Genomic DNA, 21522 nt, shown 5'->3' on the forward strand with positions numbered 1-21522 from the left:
TAAGGTAGATAGGACGGGAAAATGAAAAAGATTATTAAAGTTGAAGCAGTTGAAAAACATTTTGGAAATCAAGTGATTATCCCACCTCTTTCTTTAGATATTAAAGAGGGAGAGTTTTTAACAATTTTAGGGCCGAGTGGCTGCGGGAAAACGACTTTACTTCGTATGATCGCAGGATTTGAAACTCCAACTAAAGGGAATCTTTTATTAGATGATGAAAGAATTAACGATTTGCCGCCATATAAACGTCATATGAACCTAGTGTTCCAACATTACGCACTATTCCCACATATGACAGTAGAGAAGAATATTTGTTTTGGTATGAAAATGCAGAAAGTATCAGCAGCAGAGCAGAAAGAGCGTGCTGAAGAGGCAATGCGTTTAACGCAGTTACTTGAGTTCCGTAATCGTAAACCTGCGAAGCTTTCTGGTGGACAACAGCAGCGTGTTGCAATTGCAAGAGCGATTGTAAATAATCCGCGTGTATTACTATTAGATGAGCCACTTGGAGCGCTTGACTTTAAGTTACGAAAAGACTTGCAACGTGAATTGAAAAACTTACAACGTAATTTAGGAATTACGTTCATATACGTAACGCACGATCAAGAAGAAGCAATGAGCATGAGCGATCGTATCGTCGTTATGAATAAAGGACATATCGAACAAATCGGAACACCGAAAGAAATTTATAATAAGCCAAAAACATTGTTCGTTGCGACATTCATCGGTGAAAATAATATTGTGAAAAACGGGGAAGGCTATGTAGCAATTCGCCCTGAAAATGTAAAAGTACGTTCGGTTGAAGAACCAATTTTAAAAGAATACCATCTTGGACATATTGAAGATATTGAGTTTGTCGGAAATATGGAGAAGCTTTATGTACGTGATGAGAAAACATCAGAATTACTAATGGCATATCAAACTGCTGAAGAGGCAGCGCAGTGGAGCATTGGAGATAATGTATATGTAGGCTGGGAGCAAGAGGACGAGGTGACCTTAAATTGAAAAAAGGGAAATTACTCGCACTACCTACAGTCGCGTGGCTGTTAATTTTCTTCCTAATCCCGCTCATATTCGTATTAGGATTCGCCTTCATGCAGCGCGGAGCTTACGGGACAGTAGAAATGCAATTTACGCTGGAGAATATATCCCGTGTGTTTGACCCATTGTACTTAGGAACGTTATGGGAAACTGTTAAAATCGCAGTTATTACGACAGTAATATGTTTATTAATTGGTTATCCGTTTGCTTATACAATTACAATTGTTGACCGCAAATACCGCTCTATTCTTTTATTATTGGCAACGATCCCGTTTTGGATTAACTTTCTTGTTCGTTCATACGCATGGATTGTTATTTTACGTTCACAAGGTCTTGTGAATACGTTGTTATTAAAGCTTGGCATTATTAGTGAACCGTTAAATTTATTATATAATACTCCTTCTGTAATACTCGGAATGGTCTATTCTTTATTACCATTTATGATTTTACCAGTGTATGCAGCAATTGAGCAGCTGGATAAGCGTAAGCTAGAAGCGGCTTATGATTTAGGAGCAACACCAATAAAGGCATTTTGGAATATAACAGTGCCGATGACGATGTCAGGAATTGCGACTGGTTCTATTTTAGTATTCGTTTCTTCTATCGGAATGTTTGTTGTATCAGACGTGATGGGCGGATCGAAAGTAGCATTAATCGGAAACGTTATTCAAAACCAATTCTTAGGTGCACGTGACTGGCCGTTTGGATCTGCGTTATCGATTATCGTTGTTCTATTCTCTGTTCTGTTAATTTACTTATATTATCGTGCAACGAAAGTATATAAATATAATGAGAACGGAGGCGAATAGGCAAAGATGAAGAAGTTTTTAGTTTCTTATTCTTGGTTAATTTTGTTATTCTTGTATTTTCCAATGATGGTTTTAATGGTCTATTCTTTCAACGACTCTCGCATTAATGCGGAGTGGGAAGGTTTTACATTCCATTGGTATACAGATTTATTTCAAAAACAAGATGTTATTGATGCATTTGTAAATAGTATTACGATTGCAGTTATAACAACGATTGTGACAACGGTACTTGGTGTATTCTTTGCAATTGCTTTACATCGTTATAAATATCGTTTCGAAGGGGCTATTAATGGCCTTGTATATTTACCGATTTTAATTCCGGATATTTTAATGGGATTATCTTTACTAATTCTTTTCAGTCAGTTAGGAATGGAACTTGGACAAACAACGATTATTATTGCACATATTACATTTAGTATTTCGTTTGTTGTTGTTATTTTAGCTGCGCGTCTTTCAAGTATGGGACGTGACTTAGAAGAAGCTGCAAATGATTTAGGAGCAACCCCTTGGCAAACGTTTCGTTATGTAACGTTCCCAGCAATTGCACCGGGAGTTATTTCAGCAGCATTATTAACATTCACATTATCAATTGATGATTTTGTAATTAGTTTCTTCGTATCAGGACCAGGATCAACAACATTGCCACTATACATTTACAGTATGGTTAAGCGCGGAGTATCACCAGAAATTAATGCTCTTTCTACAATTTTAATTGTTGCTATCGTAGGATTAATGGTTCTATCTGAAATCTTCCGGAACAAAGGTGCAGATGGTGAAGAAAACTCTGGAGGACACCTTCCTTTATAATACGAACGATATAGAAAGTACAAGGGGGTAATAAATCGATGAAATTAATGAAAAGAATAGCTGGCGCAGCAATTAGCTTTAGCCTTGTTGCTGGTGTGCTTGCTGGTTGTGGTGAAAAGAAAGAAGAATTAAATATTTATAGCTGGGCTGACAATTTTGATGAGCAAGTGCTAAAAGATTTTGAAAAAAAGTATAATGTGAAAATTAACTATGACAAGTACGCAAGTAATGAAGAAATGCTTGCAAAATTACAAGCTGGTGGTGCAAAGTATGACTTAATCCAGCCGTCTGATTACATGGTTAAAACAATGGCGAAAATGGACTTATTAGCGCCGTTAGATAAAAAGAATATCCCAAATATCGAAAACATGGTTTCTAATTTCAAAACACCTGCGTTTGATCCAGAGAATAAATATTCTTTAGTGTACACTTGGGGTGTAACAGGGATTGCATACAATAAAAAGTATGTGAAAGAAGCACCTACAAGCTGGGCTGACTTATGGAATGAGAAATATAAAGGACGTGTAACGTTACTAAACGATTCTCGTGAAGTATTAGGAATGGGTCTTAAGAAGCACGGGTTCTCAAACAGTACGAAAGACGATGCACAATTAAAGACAGCAGCAGATGATTTAAAGAAGCTGCTTCCAAACTTATTAGCATTTGATACAGATAACATTAAACAAAAATTCATTACAGAAGATGCTTGGATTGGAACAGTTTGGTCTGGAGATGCAGCATTTATCGCAAAAGATAATAAAGATGTAGAATATGTTGTACCAAAAGAAGGCGGCACAATTTGGGCTGATACGTTAGCAATTCCAAAAGGTGCAAAACATAAAGAGCTTGCTGAGAAATTTATGAACTACTTACTAGATGAAAAAGTAAGTGTGAAAAACTACGAGTCAATTGGTTACAGTAATCCAAATGAAAAAGCTCATCCTCTTCATAGTAAAGAATACCGTGATAATCACATGATCTTCTTAACGAAAGAAGAGTTAGATCGTACAGAATGGCTTGTTGATGTGGACGATAAGTTAAAAGATTATGATCGTTACTGGACAGAGCTAAAAACAAAAGGTAAATAAGTAAGGAAATGCGGTTTCTAAAGTAGAAATCGCATTTTTTCATAGTAGGAGGAAATCGTTTGAAGAAGTTACATCAGTATGAGGTAATGTGTATCGGTTTGTTATTTGCTGTATTTGGTATTGTTGCTTGGCGCGTACATGCAGGTGGCGTTACAGTGATGGATACATATGTCCGTGGATTAGTAAGAGGGCTGCAAACGGAAAGTTCTCTTACATTTTTCTCGTACTTTACAAAATTGGGATCAGCAATTGGGATAGTCGCTACGCTCGTTATAAGTTTGCTTGTTTTTTGGAAGAAGCGTTATTATGCTGCGATGATTGTATATCCAATGGGAATTTTAATAACACATCTTGTGAATAAAGGGATAAAAGAGATTGTAAAGAGAGAACGTCCGTCATTAAATGAAGCGCTAGATGCACTTGGATATAGTTTTCCTAGTGGACATGCAATGCTATCGATTATGACATTTGGATTTCTTACTTATATCATTGCTGCTAATTTGAAAAGCGTAGCTGGGAAATGTGTCACAATAATTTTGATGGGTATAGTAATTCTATCGATTGGATTAAGTAGAGTCATTTTAAATGTACATTACCCAACTGATATTTTAGCTGGTTACTGCGTAGGTGGTATTTTGTTAATTATCGCGATTTACTACCATCGTTTACTTACTGAGAGATTAGGGCTTAATAAAGAGAGATAGAAAGACGTCTGGAAAAACTATCATTATAGTTTTTCCAGACGTTTTTTGTTTATATCAAGATGTGATACAGTATAAGTGACAATTGAATCATTTAAAGTAGGTGAAAATGTGTGAAGACAAATGTACATAAAGTTGATAAGTGGGGGAAGTTAGGAGCCTTTTTGTATCAGTCTCGTTATACAGTAATTGTAGCGCTACTGTTGCTCGCAATCGCACTTGGGATTTTTGCTCCAAAGCTACCGGGAGTATTAGGTGGCGATGGTTTCCAAACGGAAGGCGACTATCAAAAAACAAAAGAAATTTTAGATAAAAATTTTAAGAAGTCTCAAGATACGCTTCTGCTCGTTTTTGAGAAAAATAAAGATGTTTCGCATGAGGAATTTAAAAAACGAATAGATGAAATTGTAAAGAATGTTCAAGAGAAAGAGAACTATGAATCTTTCCATCACCCAATCCAAAATAAAGAAATGCTACAAGATGACATCGGTTATGCGACAATTTTATTTTCCGGGAAAACAAATAAAGAAAGAATGGAAAAGACATTACAATTTGCTGATGAGATTGAGAAAGTAAGTAATGTAGCATTAAAATTAACACCTACAGGATTTCCGAAAATTAATCAAGAGATTAATGAAAGAACGCAAAATGATTTAAAAGTAGCAGAAATGATTGGATTACCAATTGCGTTTCTTGTATTACTATTTTCGTTTGGGAGTCTTTTGGCATCAATTTTACCGATTTTGAATGGGGCGCTTAGTGTTATTAGTACGATGGGGATATTGTATTTCATCGGTGTTGATAAAGAACTATCTATTTTCGTGTTAAACGTTGCACCGATGATTGGACTTGCATTATCTATTGATTTTGCGCTATTATTTGTGAACCGTTTTCGAGAGGAAGTTGCTAAACGAACGGTAAAAGAAGCGATAGCAATTACATATCAAACGGCAGGACGTGCGATTGTATTTTCAGGATTATGTGTATTTGTTGGGTTATCCGGTTTGTTTTTCTTTAAGATAGATTATATTCAATCTGTAGCGATTAGCGGAATGATTGTTGTCATTATGAGCATTTTATTCTCACTCACACTTCTTCCAGCACTATTATCGTTAATAGGTAAAAGAATATTAAAAAAGAATCAAGTAGCACATACGCCGGCAAAAGCATGGCGTAAATTTGCACAATTTGTGATGAAACATCCAATTGCAATGATTATTGTTGTTACAACATTTATTGTTATTTGCTTATTACCGTTACGTACAGCTAATTTGCAGTTCCCTGGTGTTGAAGCTTTACCTGAAAAGAGTGATACAAGAATTGCATATGAAAAGTATGAAGAAGCATTTAATGAAACTGTCAAAACACACGCTGATGTTACGTTAGTTGTAGAGACGAAAAAAGATATGAAAGAAAAAGAAAGTCTACAAAAGATAGAAGAAGTCGTTCAAAAGTTAAAAGATGATAAGAAAGTACATGAAGTAAGAAGTTTATACGACGGGTTAACTGGAATGAAAGTAGATCAAGTTGTTGGAATATTACAGTCGCCAGAATCAGCGAAACTAACTCCTGTATTTGAAGCATACACGCAAGGGAATAAGACGACGATAGAAATCTTTTTGAAAACAAAACCACGTACAGAGACTGCAAAACAGTGGGTGCGTGACTTTAAAAAGAACTATAAAGAAACGGATGTTACTTATTATCTAGGCGGAATGACGACATTTCAACAAGAATTAGAAGATGAAATTAAAGATAAAGTAGTAATTGGTATGTCTGTTATATTTGGATCGACCTTTGTTATATTATTATTTGCATTCCGATCTATACTCATTCCAATTAAGGCAATTGTTATGAATATACTTAGTTTAAGTGCAACTATTGGAATTGTTGTTTGGTTATTTGAAGGTGGTCATTTCGGTTTAGAAACGAGTCCGGTTCTGTTTGTCTTACCAATCTTCATTTTTGGCCTCGTATTTGGGCTTAGTATGGATTATGAAGTATTTCTTATTTCACGTATTCATGAGCTCTATGAAGAAACAGGAGATAACGATCAAGCAACGTTAGAAGGGCTCGTTTCAACAAGTAGAATCATTACATCAGCTGCTTTAATAATGATTGTTGTAACTGGTGCATTCGCATTTACTGATATTTTACCAGTAAAGCAGATGGGTCTTGGCGTTGCGTTAGCAATATTTCTTGATGCAACAATTATTCGTCTTATGCTCGTACCAAGCTTAATGAAGTTATTTGGAGACTGGAACTGGTGGTTACCATTTCGAAAAAAACGAGAAAAATCATTGTAAAAAATGCTCATCATATTGATGAGCATTTTTTATGAATAGCAAAGCCTACATTTTGCAAATAGTATGTGATAAGAACATTACATAATAAGTAGGTGAAGGCAATGTTTCGTTATTTTAAGTTTAAGTTAAATGATACAGTACAGTTTGCCGAGAACGATGGGCATATGTATCGCATTGTCGGTTATCGGTTAGAAAAAGGATTTTATCCAAAAGATGAATGGACTCATATCATTTATGAACTACTTAGAGAATTTGACGGGTATACGATGGATGCAGAAGAGGAAGAACTTGTAAAGGTCGTTCAAGTTGAGGATGAGTATTACAAAATACAAGAAGTATCAGGTTATCGCTATCCAGTAAAAATGAAACAAAAACAACAAGTGATGAAAATAGAAAAGATGGACGATTTATTAGATGCTTACAATGATTATAAAAGGTTGGCGGATTTCTTTAAGGATTTATCGTATGAACAAAAAGCTGAAGAAGTATTGTTAGAAATGAAAAGACTTAGAGCTTGAGGGGCAGTCTATTATAAGACTGTCCTCTATTTTTGACGGTGCATCAAAGTGTGTTTTCCGTTACAATGAGAGAATCAATAGAAATAAGGTGATAAACAGTATGGAAACAAAGAAAAAGGGCGAATGGTGTGAAATTACCGTTCCAGCTAAATGGAATGGTATAAGTATTGAATCGGTATTAAAAGTAGAATGGGAAATACCGAAAAAGCTATTACATCAGCTTCGTATGGAAAAAGGTGTTACGGTTAACGGGGAACAAAGAAGATGGAATGAGCTTTTAAAAGAGAACGATAAGTTACAAGTCCATATGTTTGCGGAGGAAGAGTACGGTGTAGATCCAGAATATGGTGAATTACATGTAGTATACGAAGATGATCACGTACTTATCGTAAATAAACCAGAGCAAATGGACACACACCCTGCTGAAAAAGGTGGAACCGGGACGCTTGCAAATCTTGTTGCTTTTCATTTTCAAATGCAAGGTTTAGAGACGAGGGTGCGTCATATTCATCGTTTAGATAAAGATACGACAGGTGGTGTCGTGTTTGCTAAGCATAGAATTGCTGGTGCAATTATGGATCGTCTATTAATGGAAAGAAAAATTAAAAGAACGTATGCTGCGCTCGTTGAAGGGAAAGTAAAGAAGAAACAAGGAAAGATTGATGCTGCTATCGGAAGGGATCGCCATCATGCTACAAGGCGTCGTATTTCTCCAAAAGGTGACCAAGCTATCACATATTATAAAGTAGAAAAGTATTTTAAGAAGCAAAACACGACTTTCGTAACGTTACAATTAGAAACGGGTAGAACACATCAAATTCGTGTTCATATGAGTCATAATGGTAATCCACTAGTTGGGGATGTATTATATGGTGGACAAACAAAATATATGTCCAGTCAAGCATTACATGCGATGAAGATAAATTTCTTGCATCCAATTACGAAAGAAGCGATTGAAGTTGATGTGCCGTTTCCTGCAAAGTTAAATAATAAAATAAAAGAATTTCAAAAAGAAAATGCGTAAAGTATAAGTTTTAACTTGAAAAAAGTAGATTTTTGCAGGGATTTCTCTACAAGAAGCGAAGCCGTTAAGAGAAAAGAGAGGTGAGAATCACTTGATCAAATATAAGTATGTACTTGGAATATTTTTCGCTTGTCTTTTACTTACTCTATGTCTTTATCCCTATTTACCAAATCGTATGGCAGTACATTGGAATGTAAATGGTGAGCCAAACGAGTTTATGAGTAAACAAGTTGTTGTAGCATTTATTCCCTGTTTTATTATTTTTTCATATGGATTTTTGTATATTATTTCACATAATATATTTAAGTTTAATGAAAGAGAGCATGGTATTATAGGCGGATTTATAAAGAAAATTACGTTATTTATGTTGTTTATTCATATGCTTATCCTCTTTATTAATTTTGGGGATTTGATATCCTTTCAAACAGGATTAACGATTGGGATTAGTATGTTTCTTTTTATGCTGAGTAAAGAATTTAAGAAAATAAAAGGCAAAGAAAAAGACCCAATTAAATTACAAAAAATTCGTTTAGTGAGTAGACGGATTTTTCAAGTGATGGCATGTGGCATATTGTTTTCATTGTTTTTGAACTTAGAGTGGGGATTTTATGTATTGCTTAGTGTAATAAGCTGTGGATCTATGTTGTTTATGTTATATATTTTCTATTCATACATAATAGAAAGCTATGAAACTTAAAAAAGAGTCTTCTCATTATGAGAAGACTCTTTTAATCTATTTACTTCGTAATAAATTGTTGTGTCCAGTAGTTGCCGCTTTCTACATAACCAACACCGATATGAGTGAAGCCGTTATTTAAGATGTTTGCACGGTGTCCAGCGCTGTTCATCCAAGCTTGTACTACTTCTTCAGGTGTACGTTGGCCTTGAGCGATGTTTTCACCTGCAGATGTATAAGAAATGCCAAATTTCTTCATCATGTCAAACGGAGACCCGTATGTAGGGCTGTTATGATCAAAGTAGTTGTTTTTTTGCATATCTTCAGACTTAATACGTGCTACTTTGCTTAATTCAGTATCGATTTTTAGTGCTGGTAAGCCTTGTTTTGCACGCTCAGCATTTGTTAATTCAACAACACGTTGTTCAAACTCGCTTAAAGATTTTGCTTCTTCAGCAGGCTTTTGCTCAGCAGGTTTTTGTTCAGTAGGTTTTTGAGTATTGTTGTTTTCAGCAGGTTTTTGAGCTTCTGGTTTTTGAACTTCTTCAGCAGGCTTTTGCTCAACTGGTTTTTGTTCAGCAGGCTTTTGAGTTTCTGGCTTAGCAGTTGGTTGCTCAGTTACAACATTTTCAGTAGGTTGTTGACCAGGAATGAAGCAGTTTGGTTGGAAGTTTCCTTGTTGCCATTGTGCTAATGATTCAACGCCCATAGATTGTAAGAATGCTTGTAATTCTTGTTGGCTCATTTGTTTCATCATCACTTTTGAATGCTGAATATTTTGAACCTTTAAGTTAGATGGTTGTACTGTTGCAGCTTGTGCATCTAGAGAAGATACTCCTAAAGTAAGAGCTGTTGCAGCAGCTACAGATAATAAAACACGCTTTTTCATGATGTGTGTCCCCCTATATAAAGTTTTAATTTGTTTTCACACGATTTGTTTTTGACAGCCTGTCTGACTGACAAATTCATCGTAGCATACAATTTGCGAGAAAAAAGATGGAAAAAAATTCATAGACTTTAAAATTACCTAATTTATCCTAAGAGAAGAAGGGAACAAAAATAAGAGAAATATAGAGTATAAAAGGAATTTATAGTGTTTTTATACTTGGTTTTAAGAGGGGATTTTTGGATAAAGTTACCTAAATAGAAAATGAAGAATCCTATTGTATCAATGGTTTGAGCGATTTTTTGAGGAATATAATGGATTGATTTTTACAAAACTGTAATGTTTCTGTTGTTCTTTTTTATAATAAAGTAACATATTTTTAATGTTGTAGCAGACAAAAAAGCGGCTATCTCTTTACATAGACGAAGGAGATAGCCGTTTTCCTATTATTACGTATGTTACGAGTTATTACGAGTTAGTTTCAATTGCTTCTAATAATAAATCCACAATGTGAATTCCTCTCATTTTATGAGAAAGCCCTTCTCGCTCAATGCCCAATTTCATTTGTAATAAACAACCTGGATTTGCAGTAACAATGGTTGCTGCGTCTGTTTCATGCACACGGTCCATTTTGTAATCTAGAAATGCCATTGATAACTCTGAATGAACAATATTGTAAATACCAGCAGAACCACAGCAACGGTCGGCATCTTTCATTTCACGGTATGTTGCACCTTGGATAGCCTCTAGTAACATACGAGGTTCAGAAGATGTGCGCATAACATTGCGTAAATGACAAGAGTCTTGATACGTAATAACTTGCGGCGTGAGTCGTAAGTCATTACGTTTATGGAAATCTAGTTCTACTAGAATAGCAGTAATATCTTTAATTTTAGAAATAAACTGCTTAGCACGTTCAGCCCAATCCGGATCATCCTTTAAAAGATAATCATAGTCTACGAGATAAGCTCCGCAACCACCTGCATTCGTAATAATATAGTCGATGTTTAAATCTTCGAATGCTTTTATATTTCGCTTTGCTAATTCTTTTGCTCCACTCTTTTCACCAGCATGTCCATGCAATGCACCGCAGCAACTTTGTGTTTTCGGAATAACGATATCACAACCAGCTAATTGAAGAAGTTTCATCGTTGCGTTATTTGTTTCTAAAAACATCGTATCCATTAAGCAGCCTGTGAAGAATGCAACTTGTTTTTTCTTTGTACTTTCTGCAGGTAAAAATGAAGGACGATCTTTCATCGCTTTCATTTTAGGGACTTTGGGTAAAACGAGATCCATCGTTGCAAGTGTTTCAGGGAATAACTTCATAATCCCTGTTTTATGTGTTAGCGTTTGTAAACCAGAACGTTGATAAAATCCGATTAGTCCAGTTAATGTTCTCATTCGATTTTGATGGGGGAATAATCCTTCAAAAACGACTTTTCGAACAGCTTTCACTGGCACTGAGAATTTTTTATTTTGATTAATAATATCACGAGCTTCTTCTAATAAATGTCCATAATTTACACCAGATGGACAAACAGGCTCACAAGCACGGCAACCAAGACAAACGTTTAATGTATTTTCAACATCTTCATCTGGTTCGATTAAACCATCAACGACTGCTTTCATTAATGCGATACGTCCGCGCGGTGAATGTGACTCTTTATATCCGGATTGAATGTAGGTAGGACAAGTAGGTAAACAAAAACCGCATCGCATACAGTTTAGTAATTCATCTTCACTTAATCGTTCTTTAAATTCTTTTTGAATATTTTCTTTATTTAATGTGGTCATCGCTCAACCACCACTCTTTTACGAGTGTCTTTCGCGAACATTTTTCCAGGATTCATAATGTTATTTGGATCGAAAGCTTGCTTTATTCCTTGCATAGCTGCAATACCTTCTTTACCTAATTTCATTTCTAAATATGGAGCTTTCATTGCACCAACACCATGTTCACCAGTAATTGTGCCACCAAGTTCAATTGCTTTCGCAAATATTTCAGCAAAAGCTTGCTCAGCTCGGTGCATTTCTTCTGCATTACGAGCGTCTGTCATACAAGTTGGATGTAAATTACCATCACCAGCGTGTCCAAACGTACAAATAGGAATATTATATTTTTTTGCAATGGCATTAATAGCTTCAACCATAGGAGCGATTTGTGAACGTGGTACAGTTGCATCTTCTAATATTGTAGTAGGTTTTAGTCGTGCGAGCGCTGATAGAGCACTACGGCGAGCGGTACGAAGCGCATCTGCTTCTGTTTCATCTTTTGCAACGCGAACATCAACTGCATTCATAGAGCGGCAAACATTAGCCATGTTTTCAATATCTCGATTGACTACTTCGGGCGGACCGTCTTGTTCGATTAATAAAATTGCTTTTACATCTGTAGGTAAACCGATTTGTGCAAACTCTTCTACTACTTCAATTGTCGGTTGGTCTAAAAACTCCAGTGTTGCTGGAATGATTTTATTTGCAATAATAGAAGAAACAGCACGTGCAGCTTCATTAATATCTTCATATAATGCAAGCATTGTTTTCTTTGTTTCAGGCATAGGAACAAGTTTTAATATAGCTTCTGTTACCACGCCAAGTGTTCCTTCAGAACCGATAAATAAACGAGTTAAATCGTAACCAGCTACATCTTTTGCTAATTTACCACCAGTGCGAATAATATCACCATTTGGTAAGACAAGTTCAAGCCCCATTACATAATCACGTGTTACGCCATATTTCAAACCGCGTAATCCACCTGAGTTTTCATTAATATTACCGCCGATTGTAGAAATTTTCATCGAGCTTGGATCTGGTGGATAAAATAAACCTTTTTCTTCTACCGCTTTAATAATATCAAGTGTAATGACACCAGCTTGTACAGTAATTGTTAAGTTTTCTTCATCAATTTCTAAAATATTGTTCATATGGCGGAAAATAAGGACGATACCGCCTTCAAGTGGACATGTTCCTGCGCAAAGATTTGTTCCAGATCCGCGCACATACACAGGAATTTTGTGAGTGTTACATACTTTTAACACTTCAGCTACTTCATTTGTATTACGAGGAGCAATGACTGCATCAGGCATTGCTTGGAAGTTTGGAGTAGCATCATAACTATAAGTTAAACGCCCCATATTGGATGTATCTACATTATCTTCGCCAACAATAGATACGAATGAATGAATAATTTGTTTTTCTAACATTGGAAATCCCCCTCAAACTGTTAACGTGTTTAGTTATAATAAACAACGTGGTAACAGTGCTTTCATTATAATGATAAAAAAGTTGAGGGATTCTTTCTATGTATAATCATCTAAAGATTAATCTATTTTATCGTTCTTTTTTATATGATTATCTAATAGGAGAAGTGCGAAGTATAAAACGTTTAAGTCTTTGAATTGTTTTGGATCAAGTCCTGTATGTTCTTCAATCTTTTTTAGCCTGTAATGTAATGTGTTAATGTGTATATGTAATTGTTTAGCCGTCTGTTTATAAGATTGGTTATAATCGATAAATAAGCGTAAAGTGTGCATAAGCTCAGGATATGATAATAAGTTTTCGATGGTACGCTCTAGAAATTGTTCACGCGTTTCGGCAGAAATATCTTGTAAACACATTTCTAAACGTAAATCTTCATTAAATACAATTTTTTTCGTTTCCAATGATACAGAAAGAGCTCGTAATGCTTGTTCGTAACATATGCTCATATTGTTTGAGGTAACTGTTTGTCCAATCCCTATATATAAAGGAATAGAAAATAAAGTTTCGCAGTCTTGTTTTAATCGTTTTAAAAATTGATAAGTTTGCTCTTTGGAGCTCATTGCTGTAAATAAAATAAAACGATCATTTCCCCAGCGAACAAATAGATGCTCTTTTGTTAAAATATTACGTATGTGTTGCCATATTTTACGCTGGAGCATCGTGTCATTTTTGCCAATAGAAAACAAAATAAGTTGTTTTTTCTTATATAAATCAATGCCAAGTGTTTTTGCGCGATCAAGAAAACTCGGGGACCACTCTGTATTTTGAAGCCAATCAAAGACAAAAGCTTCATAAGAACGGTGCTCAAGTTCTAGTTGCTCTAAAAAGTAGTTTTCATGAATTAATAATTCGGTCATCTTACGCAATATTTCTCCGTAGCGTGAAATGTTTTCAGGTTCTCCTGTAATCCCAATGACACCAATTACTTCATCATGAAATAATAAAGGAAGATTCATCCCAGCCTTTACACCTTGCAATCGCCTTTCATCTTCTTTTGTAATGATGACGGTTTTCTTTTGTTTGGCGCAGCGGAGTGCACCTTCATGAAATTGTCCAATTCTTTCTGTATCTGTACTTGCGATAATAACGCCTTCTATATTAATGATAATTATATTTTCTGTAATTAGTCTGCGTACTTCTCGTACAATTTTATTCGCTAAATCAGGAAATAGCATAATTGACACACCTCAAATTCTATTTGTTGTACATTATATATGTAAATTGAGTAAGAAAGGGAAATTTCACACTTTCCACACATTTATTTGTTATTTTACAATTATAACGAAATCATCTGAAGATGGAGGGAATCTTTTGAGAAAGTATGTTTTTCTTCTCTGTTTTTTATTTCTATTAGTAGGGTGTCAAGGAAGTTCATATACACCAATTGCTAAAGATAAAAATGTTATTATAACTACGAATATAAAAGAAGGCAGTATTAGTTTTATTGATAAAAAGGATAAAAAGTTAATTACGACATGGGAACTAAATGAGCCAATGGCCGGAATCACACTGCTTCCAAATGGCGATGAAATACTTGTATACGGTAAGCAATTAGAATATATGTATGTATATTCACTAGCGGAAGGAAGGCAAGTGGAAAAATATAAAACTGGAAAGGGCATTGTAAATGTGGTCGTATCAGCAGATAAAAAACAATTATTTGCTGCTGATCAAAATGTTCAAAAGGTAAGATTCTTTACGATAAATGGGAAAGAGACAGGAAATGTTTCAACAGGAAAAGGGCCTATAACGATGGTAGAGTATCAGAATCGGTTATCTGTACTAAACTTTTATGATACGAAACTAACGACAATTGATACGAAGAAAAAAGAAGTTGTTCAATCCTTTATGATTCCGCCAGCATCAACAGGAGCGACGATTAGTCCTGATGGGAAAGAAATATGGATTGGCGGACATGGTGATGGAAATCAAGTAAATGAGAAAGTGTTAGTGTATTCTTTACAGAGTGGAGAAATGGTGCGTTCTTTACACGCTCCATTTATGCCTGTGAATATAACGAAGGATAGTAAGTACGTATATGCACTCAGTCATGGGTCGAATACACTTAGAAAGTTTGATGTTAGCACATATAAAGAAATAGCTTCTGTAGAAGTAGGGTCGAATCCATTTGCATTTTTGGAGAGCGGAGCAGAAGGGTATGTAGCCAGTTATGATAGTGATGAAGTGTGCGTTATGGATATGAAGAATTTGAAAATAAAACAAACAATTAAAGTCGGAAAAGGACCGTTTCAACTCATAGAGAGGGAAGGGAAGGACAATGAATAAATATAGAGTGCTAGTTGTAGATGATGAAAGTGATATGAGGCAGCTTGTTGGAATGTATTTGGATAACTTTGGATATGAGTGGGGAGAAGCTGAAAATGGAAAAGAGGCTCTTAAAAAGCTAGAAACGGATCATTATGATTTCGTTGTATTAGATATAATGATGCCAGAAATGGATGGACTTTCAGTTTGTAAAGAAATTAGAAAAACGTCAGATGTGCCGATTATATTTTTAACCGCAAAAGGTGAAGAGTGGAATAGGGTGAACGGCTTACGTATGGGAGCAGATGACTATATTGTAAAACCGTTTAGTCCTGGTGAATTGGTTGCCCGTATGGAAGCTGTGCTAAGAAGATATACAAAGCAAGAACAGCAAGAAGAGATTCAATTTGGACCAATTCTTATCAATGAAAAAAGTAGACGAATCGAGGCGGATGGTGAATTGATTTCTCTTACTGTAAAAGAGTTTGATTTACTATATTTTCTTTGCCAGCATACAGGACAAGTGTTTAGCCGGGAGCAATTACTTGAAAAGGTATGGGGATATGATTATGCCGGAAGTACAAGAACAGTAGATACGCATGTGAAAACGATGCGCTTGAAGCTTGGAGAAAGTGGAAACTACATTCAAACTGTTTGGGGTGTAGGCTATAAATTCGAGGTGTAACGTATGTTTACGATGGTACAAAAACTTTGGCTTACAGTAGTATGTGCAGTATGTGTAACAGTGTCCTTTCTTTATTTCGTATCTTTATACTCGTATGAAAAATTATACGTTGATAATTTAAAAGCTTCGTTAGTAATGGAAGGAAAAAGTCTTGCTGCTCAATATGATAGGCGTGAAGGAATATCAACTTTTGAAGAGAAAGTAAGATCGTTTGATCAAATATCTAGTTCAGACGTTATTTTTGTGTCTAATCCGCGTGACTTAAGCGCATGTTTGCCTTTTGATGTGCATCACCATTCTCTTATAAGTGAAGGAGATAGGCAAACGCTATTAGATGGGAAAACTGTGACAAAAATAGGATATGAAGAACATTTTGACCGTAATATTATGGGGGTTGTCATTCCTGTATTGGAAAATAAAAAATTAGTCGGAATTGTCTATTCGTATATTCCTTTAAAAAGTATAAAAGATTTAATCTATGATATGGGTCTTATTTTAGCACCGTTAGCAATTGCTATGATTTTAATTACGATATGGATTGGAAGAAAAATTATAATTGCAATTACGAAGCCACTTTCGCAAATGGAGCGGGTTGCAAATCATTTGGCTACGGGAGATTTCTCGGAGCGGATTACAGTTTCTTCAGAGGATGAAATTGGACGATTAGGAAAAGCATTTAATAAAATGGCAAATTCATTAGAAACAGAAGATGTAAAGCGTAAGGAATTTTTAGCAAATGTTTCGCATGAACTTAGAACACCACTTAGTTATATAAAAGGGTATAGCGAGGCTATTTTAGATGGTGTTGCAAAGGGACCGCAGCAGGAAAAAGTAACGCAGCTAATTCATAAAGAAGCAGGTCGTATGCAGCGTCTCGTTCATGACTTGTTAGACTTAGCACAATTAGAAGGCGAGCACTTTCCGTTAAAGAAGCAACCTATCGTTTTTTCACAGCTGATTGAAGACGTATTAGATACGTATGAGATTAAGTTTATAGAAAAGGAAATTCATATTTCAACCAATTTAAATCCAGAGGTCATTGTCATGATTGATGAGGATCGTATGCAACAAGTGCTTCATAATGTGTTAGATAATGCGATACGGTATACAAATCAAAAAGGAAATATCGTTATAACTTTAGAGCAAATCTATGATTACTGTGAATTAAAAATACAAGATACAGGAATTGGCATTGATATAGAACATTTGGAAAACCTTGGGGAACGCTTTTACCGAGTTGATAAAGCGAGAAGTCGTCAACACGGTGGAACAGGTTTAGGCCTTGCTATTGTGAAACAAATTGTTCATATACATGGTGGACAGTGGCAAATTGAAAGTGAAAAAGATAAGGGAACAACGGTTAGTATTAAACTGAATGTACAGGATGAGGGGGCATGTTCTAATTTTTAGGACATGTTCTTTATATTGAAGGAAATATTTATACATAAAAATATAAATTAATATGTAATAAATATCGAAAATTTGACTATTTTATGAACAAAACATTTGTACTTCTTATCAATTCGGTCTAAAATAGTTATGATGCAAAGTTTTTATAAATCGTTTCAATTGTTGTTTGGAAGATACTGAGGTGATTTAACTGGAGTACAAATCTATTAAACCAAAAAAAATTTACGAAGAAGTATCTGAAGCTATTTTAACAATGATTAAAAATGGTACGTTAAAACCTGGTGACAAACTACTCCCTGTGCATCAATTAGCTGAGCAGTTTCAAGTTGGCAGATCTGCTGTTCGTGAAGCGCTAAGTGCGCTAAGAGCGATGGGCTTAATTGAGATGAAACAAGGAGAAGGTACATATGTGAAGAACTTCGATTCTTCTTCATTAACGAAATCATTAAACAATAGATTATTAATGAAGAAAGAAGATATTTTGAATTTATTAGAAGTACGAAAGGTGCTTGAAGTGGGGGCAGTTCGAGTAGCGGCGGCAAAACGTACGGAAGATAATTTACAAAATATGAAACATTGGCTAGATGAAATGGCAAAGAGCATTGGAGATGAAAAGGCTGGCGAAAAAGCCGATTTTCAATTTCATATGGGAATTGCAGAGTCTTCGCATAATAACATTTTGCTTGAACTCATGAATCATGTTTCAGAGATGATTGCTGAAACAATTGGTGAATCAAGACGCATTATTTTATATGGTGAACAAACGACATCAGAACGACTTATAGAAGAGCATCAAGTTATATATGATGCGGTGTTAAAACAAGATGTAGAATTAGCGCAGCAAGCAATGCTAGATCATTTAACAAATGTAGAACATATTGTCACAGGTAAAAACGATATAAATTCGTAATTTAATCTTTTAAAAATTTAATTTTCTGATAAAATAGAGAAAGATTAAGTAAGCGTTTTCTTTAGAAGAGGGAGAGGATAGGCCATGGTTGAGCCTATTTCTTCTCTACTAAGTCATCTGATGACCATATGTTTGTTGGTGAAGTTGTAAAAAGGGGGAGTAATAGTTATGAAAGTTACTTTATTTGTTACTTGTTTAGTCGATATGTTTGAAACAAATGTCGGTAAAGCAACAGTTGAAGTGTTGGAGCGTTTAGGTTGTGAAATTGAATTTCCAGAAGCACAAGTTTGTTGTGGGCAGCCTGCTTATAATAGCGGCCATGTAGAAGCAGCAAAAGAAGCGATGAAACATATGATTGAAACTTTCGAAGATGCAGAATATATTGTTACGCCATCTGGTTCTTGTGCGACAATGTTTCATGAGTATCCGCATGTTTTCAAAGATGATCCAAAGTGGGCTAAACGTGCACAAAAAGTTGCTGATAAAACTTATGAATTTACACAGTTTATTGTAGATGTTTTAAAAGTTACAGATGTTGGTGCAAGTTTACCAGGGATAGCTACTATTCATAAATCATGTCATATGACGCGTATGCTTGGAGTAAAAGAAGCACCAGGAATTTTATTATCAAATGTAAAAGGATTAACTGTGAGAGATTTGCCAAACGTGCAAAATTGTTGCGGGTTTGGGGGAACGTTTTCAGTTAAGATGACTCCAATTTCTGAGCAAATGGTAGACGAAAAAGTAGATAGTGTCATGGAAACAGGTGCAGATTATTTAATCGGTGCAGATTGTGGGTGTTTGTTAAACATTGGCGGACGTATTGAGCGTTTAGGAAAAGAAGTAAAAGTAATGCATATTGCTGAGGTACTGAATAGTCGCTCATGAAGGGGGAACATAAGCTATGTCTATGAAAATCAGTGAGAAAAAATTTAATGATCGCGTTGGTGATGGAATTCAAGATTCGTTTATGCGCGGAGCAGTATCTTCTGCACAAACGCGTTTATATACGAATCGCTTAAAAGCTGCAGATGAATTAGGAAACTGGGAAGAGTGGCGTGAACTAGGTGAACAAATTCGTCAACATACGTTAGAAAATCTGGATTATTACTTAATGCAGTTAAGTGAAAATGTATCAAAAAGAGGCGGACACGTGTACTTTGCGAAGACGAAAGAGGAAGCTGCAAAGTATATTCAAGATGTTGCCAAAAAGAAACAAGCGAAAAAAGTAGTAAAATCAAAGTCGATGGTAACAGAAGAAATCAGTATGAACCATGCGCTTGAAGAGATTGGCTGTGAAGTGTTAGAGAGTGACTTAGGAGAGTATATCTTGCAAGTAGATAACGATCCACCTTCACATATTATTGCACCTGCACTTCATAAAAATAGAACGCAAATTCGCGATGTATTTAAAGAAAAGTTAGGCTATGAAAATTCTGATGACCCGTATGAAATGACAAAGTTTGTTCGTAAACAACTTCGTGAGAAATTTATGGATGCAGAAATTGGTGTAACTGGTTGTAACTTTGCTGTTGCAAATACTGGCTCTCTTTGTTTAGTAACGAATGAAGGTAATGCCGATCTTGTCATGTCGATTCCGAAAACACAAATTGCAGTAATGGGTATGGAACGTATGGTTCCTACAATGGAAGAATTAGATGTTTTAGTTGGTTTACTATGTCGTAGTGCAGTAGGTCAAAAGTTAACAAGTTATGTAACGGTAGCGGGACCAATTCAAGAAGAGGAAGTAGATGGCCCAGAAGAATTCCACTTAGTTGTGGTCGATAATGGTCGTTCTCAAATTCTTGGATCTGAATTCCGCCAAGTATTGCAATGTATTCGTTGTGCTGCTTGTGTTAACGTATGCCCTGTATATCGTCATGTTGGTGGACATTCATATGGTTCTATATACTCAGGACCAATTGGTGCGGTATTAACACCACTTTTAGGTGGATATGATGATTACAAAGAGCTTCCTTATGCCTCTAGTTTATGCGGAGCATGTACAGAAGCTTGTCCAGTAAAAATTCCATTGCATGATTTATTATTAAAACATCGTCAAGTTATCGTTGAGCAAGAAGGACGTGCTCCACTTGCAGAAAAATTAGCAATGAAAATGTTTAGTATGGGTGCATCTTCAGCAGCTTTATATAAAATGGGATCAAAAATGGCGCCAGCAGCAATGAGTCCATTTACATCTGGTAACCGTGTATCAAAAGGTGTTGGGCCACTTAAAAACTGGACAGATATTCGTGAATTCCCAGCTCCAAGTAAAGAACGATTCCGTGATTGGTATAAAGATCATAAGAAAGGTGGGGACAAATAATGACAGGATTAATTCAAAACCGTGATGCCTTTCTAGATAACATTGCAAAAGAACTTGGGCGCGCTCGTAAAACAGAAGGTGTAGAGCGTCCAGTATGGAAAAGTAATGTGAATATAGAAACGTTAAAAGATTATTCACAAGAAGAATTACTAGAAGTGTTTAAAAAGCAATGTACAAACATTCATACAACTGTAGTAGAAACGACAAATGACAGTTTAGGTGAAGACCTTCAAAAAGTAATTATGGAAAACGGCGGGGGACCTATTTTATTATCAGCAGATGAGCGTTTTGATGCATATGGTTTAACATCTTTATTTAAAGAAGAACTTCCAAAGCGAGACGTTGAAGTGAACGTATGGGATCCAGAGAGAAAAGACGAAAATATGCGTTTAGCTGAAAAAGCGAATATTGGTATTGCATTTAGTGATTATACATTAGCTGAATCTGGTACAATTGTTGTACAAAGTCATAAAGGGCAAGGACGTTCTTTACACTTTTTACCGACTGTATATTTTGCTATTATTCCACGTGAAACACTTGTGCCTCGTATTACACAAGCAGTTCAGGATATGAACTCACGCGTAGAAAATGGGGAGACAGCGGCATCTTGTATTAACTTTATTACAGGACCAAGTAACTCGGCTGACATTGAGATGAATCTTGTTGTCGGAGTACATGGACCATTAAAAGCAGTATATTTCATCGTATAAAAGAGGGGAAAGCAGGCCAGAAAATGGCCTGCTTTTTTAGTAGAATAAAGGATAATATGAAGTAGAAGTTCTCTCCTTTTTTTGCTATGTTTTTTG

General features: G+C 35.6%; 20 protein-coding genes. 16 read left to right on the forward strand and 4 right to left on the reverse strand.

Annotation, left to right across the window (positions count from 1 at the left end; genetic code table 11):
- Window positions 1-21 precede the first annotated feature (21 nt).
- From potA to BAQ53_RS06280, 9 genes are all read left to right on the forward strand, one after another.
- Window positions 22-1005: a spermidine/putrescine ABC transporter ATP-binding protein PotA gene (gene potA, locus BAQ53_RS06240; RefSeq protein ID WP_000720333.1), complete on the forward strand. Its 984-nt coding sequence runs from the start codon at window positions 22-24 to the stop codon at window positions 1003-1005.
- Window positions 1002-1850: a spermidine/putrescine ABC transporter permease PotB gene (potB, locus tag BAQ53_RS06245; protein ID WP_000715490.1), complete on the forward strand. Its 849-nt coding sequence runs from the start codon at window positions 1002-1004 to the stop codon at window positions 1848-1850. The genes potA and potB overlap by 4 nt, the downstream gene beginning before the upstream one ends.
- A 6-nt stretch (window positions 1851-1856) precedes the next feature.
- Complete coding sequence (gene potC / locus BAQ53_RS06250) at window positions 1857-2657, forward strand: spermidine/putrescine ABC transporter permease PotC (protein ID WP_000714192.1); 801 nt, start codon at window positions 1857-1859, stop codon at window positions 2655-2657.
- Window positions 2658-2695: 38 nt separating this feature from the next.
- Entirely contained in the window at window positions 2696-3745 is a 1050-nt protein-coding gene (potD, locus tag BAQ53_RS06255) for a spermidine/putrescine ABC transporter substrate-binding protein PotD (RefSeq protein WP_000772487.1), read from the forward strand.
- An 86-nt stretch (window positions 3746-3831) separates the two neighbouring features.
- A complete protein-coding gene (locus BAQ53_RS06260) occupies window positions 3832-4449 on the forward strand; it encodes a phosphatase PAP2 family protein (protein WP_003300478.1) in 618 nt (205 codons plus the stop codon).
- A gap of 110 nt (window positions 4450-4559) precedes the next feature.
- A complete protein-coding gene (locus tag BAQ53_RS06265) occupies window positions 4560-6752 on the forward strand; it encodes an MMPL family transporter (protein ID WP_208906623.1) in 2193 nt (730 codons plus the stop codon).
- 101 nt (window positions 6753-6853) lie between these two features.
- Window positions 6854-7270 (forward strand): hypothetical protein, encoded by a 417-nt coding sequence (locus BAQ53_RS06270; RefSeq protein ID WP_000490301.1) that lies wholly within the window; start codon window positions 6854-6856, stop codon window positions 7268-7270.
- A gap of 100 nt (window positions 7271-7370) precedes the next feature.
- Window positions 7371-8294, forward strand: coding sequence for an RluA family pseudouridine synthase (locus BAQ53_RS06275; RefSeq protein ID WP_000448352.1), 924 nt, complete (start codon window positions 7371-7373; stop codon window positions 8292-8294).
- Window positions 8295-8385: 91 nt separating this feature from the next.
- Window positions 8386-8991, forward strand: coding sequence for a DUF1648 domain-containing protein (locus BAQ53_RS06280; RefSeq protein WP_000598994.1), 606 nt, complete (start codon window positions 8386-8388; stop codon window positions 8989-8991).
- A gap of 40 nt (window positions 8992-9031) precedes the next feature.
- Here the strand turns inward: BAQ53_RS06280 and BAQ53_RS06285 are convergent, their stop codons facing one another.
- From BAQ53_RS06285 to BAQ53_RS06300, 4 genes are all read right to left on the reverse strand, one after another.
- Window positions 9032-9859 carry a CAP domain-containing protein gene (locus BAQ53_RS06285; RefSeq protein ID WP_074593918.1) on the reverse strand — a complete coding sequence of 276 codons (828 nt, stop codon included), beginning with the start codon at window positions 9857-9859 and terminating at the stop codon, window positions 9032-9034.
- 465 nt (window positions 9860-10324) lie between these two features.
- Window positions 10325-11653 (reverse strand): (Fe-S)-binding protein, encoded by a 1329-nt coding sequence (locus tag BAQ53_RS06290; protein ID WP_046945120.1) that lies wholly within the window; start codon window positions 11651-11653, stop codon window positions 10325-10327.
- On the reverse strand, window positions 11650-13062 hold the full coding sequence (glcD, locus tag BAQ53_RS06295; RefSeq protein WP_000890761.1) for a glycolate oxidase subunit GlcD: 1413 nt from the start codon (window positions 13060-13062) through the stop codon (window positions 11650-11652). The genes BAQ53_RS06290 and glcD overlap by 4 nt, the downstream gene beginning before the upstream one ends.
- 117 nt (window positions 13063-13179) lie before the next feature.
- Entirely contained in the window at window positions 13180-14295 is a 1116-nt protein-coding gene (locus tag BAQ53_RS06300) for a CdaR family transcriptional regulator (protein ID WP_208906624.1), read from the reverse strand.
- A gap of 136 nt (window positions 14296-14431) precedes the next feature.
- Here BAQ53_RS06300 and BAQ53_RS06305 point away from each other — a divergent pair, with 136 nt between their 5' ends.
- The 7 genes from BAQ53_RS06305 to BAQ53_RS06335 all read left to right on the forward strand — a co-directional run bounded on the left by BAQ53_RS06305 (window position 14432) and on the right by BAQ53_RS06335 (window position 21426).
- Window positions 14432-15406, forward strand: a complete 975-nt coding sequence (locus tag BAQ53_RS06305; protein WP_001234149.1) for a YncE family protein — start codon at window positions 14432-14434, stop codon at window positions 15404-15406.
- Entirely contained in the window at window positions 15399-16070 is a 672-nt protein-coding gene (locus BAQ53_RS06310; RefSeq protein WP_001046395.1) for a response regulator transcription factor, read from the forward strand. The genes BAQ53_RS06305 and BAQ53_RS06310 overlap by 8 nt, the downstream gene beginning before the upstream one ends.
- 3 nt (window positions 16071-16073) lie before the next feature.
- The gene (locus BAQ53_RS06315) at window positions 16074-17480 is read left to right on the forward strand and encodes a sensor histidine kinase (protein ID WP_208906625.1); all 1407 of its coding nucleotides are present in this window, start codon (window positions 16074-16076) and stop codon (window positions 17478-17480) included.
- Between the two features lie 220 nt (window positions 17481-17700).
- Window positions 17701-18390 (forward strand): FadR/GntR family transcriptional regulator, encoded by a 690-nt coding sequence (locus BAQ53_RS06320; RefSeq protein ID WP_254904515.1) that lies wholly within the window; start codon window positions 17701-17703, stop codon window positions 18388-18390.
- Between the two features lie 168 nt (window positions 18391-18558).
- On the forward strand, window positions 18559-19278 hold the full coding sequence (locus tag BAQ53_RS06325; protein ID WP_000869148.1) for a (Fe-S)-binding protein: 720 nt from the start codon (window positions 18559-18561) through the stop codon (window positions 19276-19278).
- Window positions 19279-19294: 16 nt separating this feature from the next.
- The gene (locus BAQ53_RS06330; RefSeq protein ID WP_000061927.1) at window positions 19295-20716 is read left to right on the forward strand and encodes a LutB/LldF family L-lactate oxidation iron-sulfur protein; all 1422 of its coding nucleotides are present in this window, start codon (window positions 19295-19297) and stop codon (window positions 20714-20716) included.
- Complete coding sequence (locus BAQ53_RS06335) at window positions 20716-21426, forward strand: LutC/YkgG family protein (RefSeq protein WP_000147192.1); 711 nt, start codon at window positions 20716-20718, stop codon at window positions 21424-21426. Before BAQ53_RS06330 ends, BAQ53_RS06335 begins: the two co-directional genes overlap by 1 nt.
- The last annotated feature ends 96 nt before the right edge of the window (window positions 21427-21522 follow it).

Origin of the sequence: Bacillus sp. B25(2016b) (assembly GCF_001679765.1) — a bacterium.
GTDB lineage: Bacteria > Bacillota > Bacilli > Bacillales > Bacillaceae_G > Bacillus_A > Bacillus_A thuringiensis_K.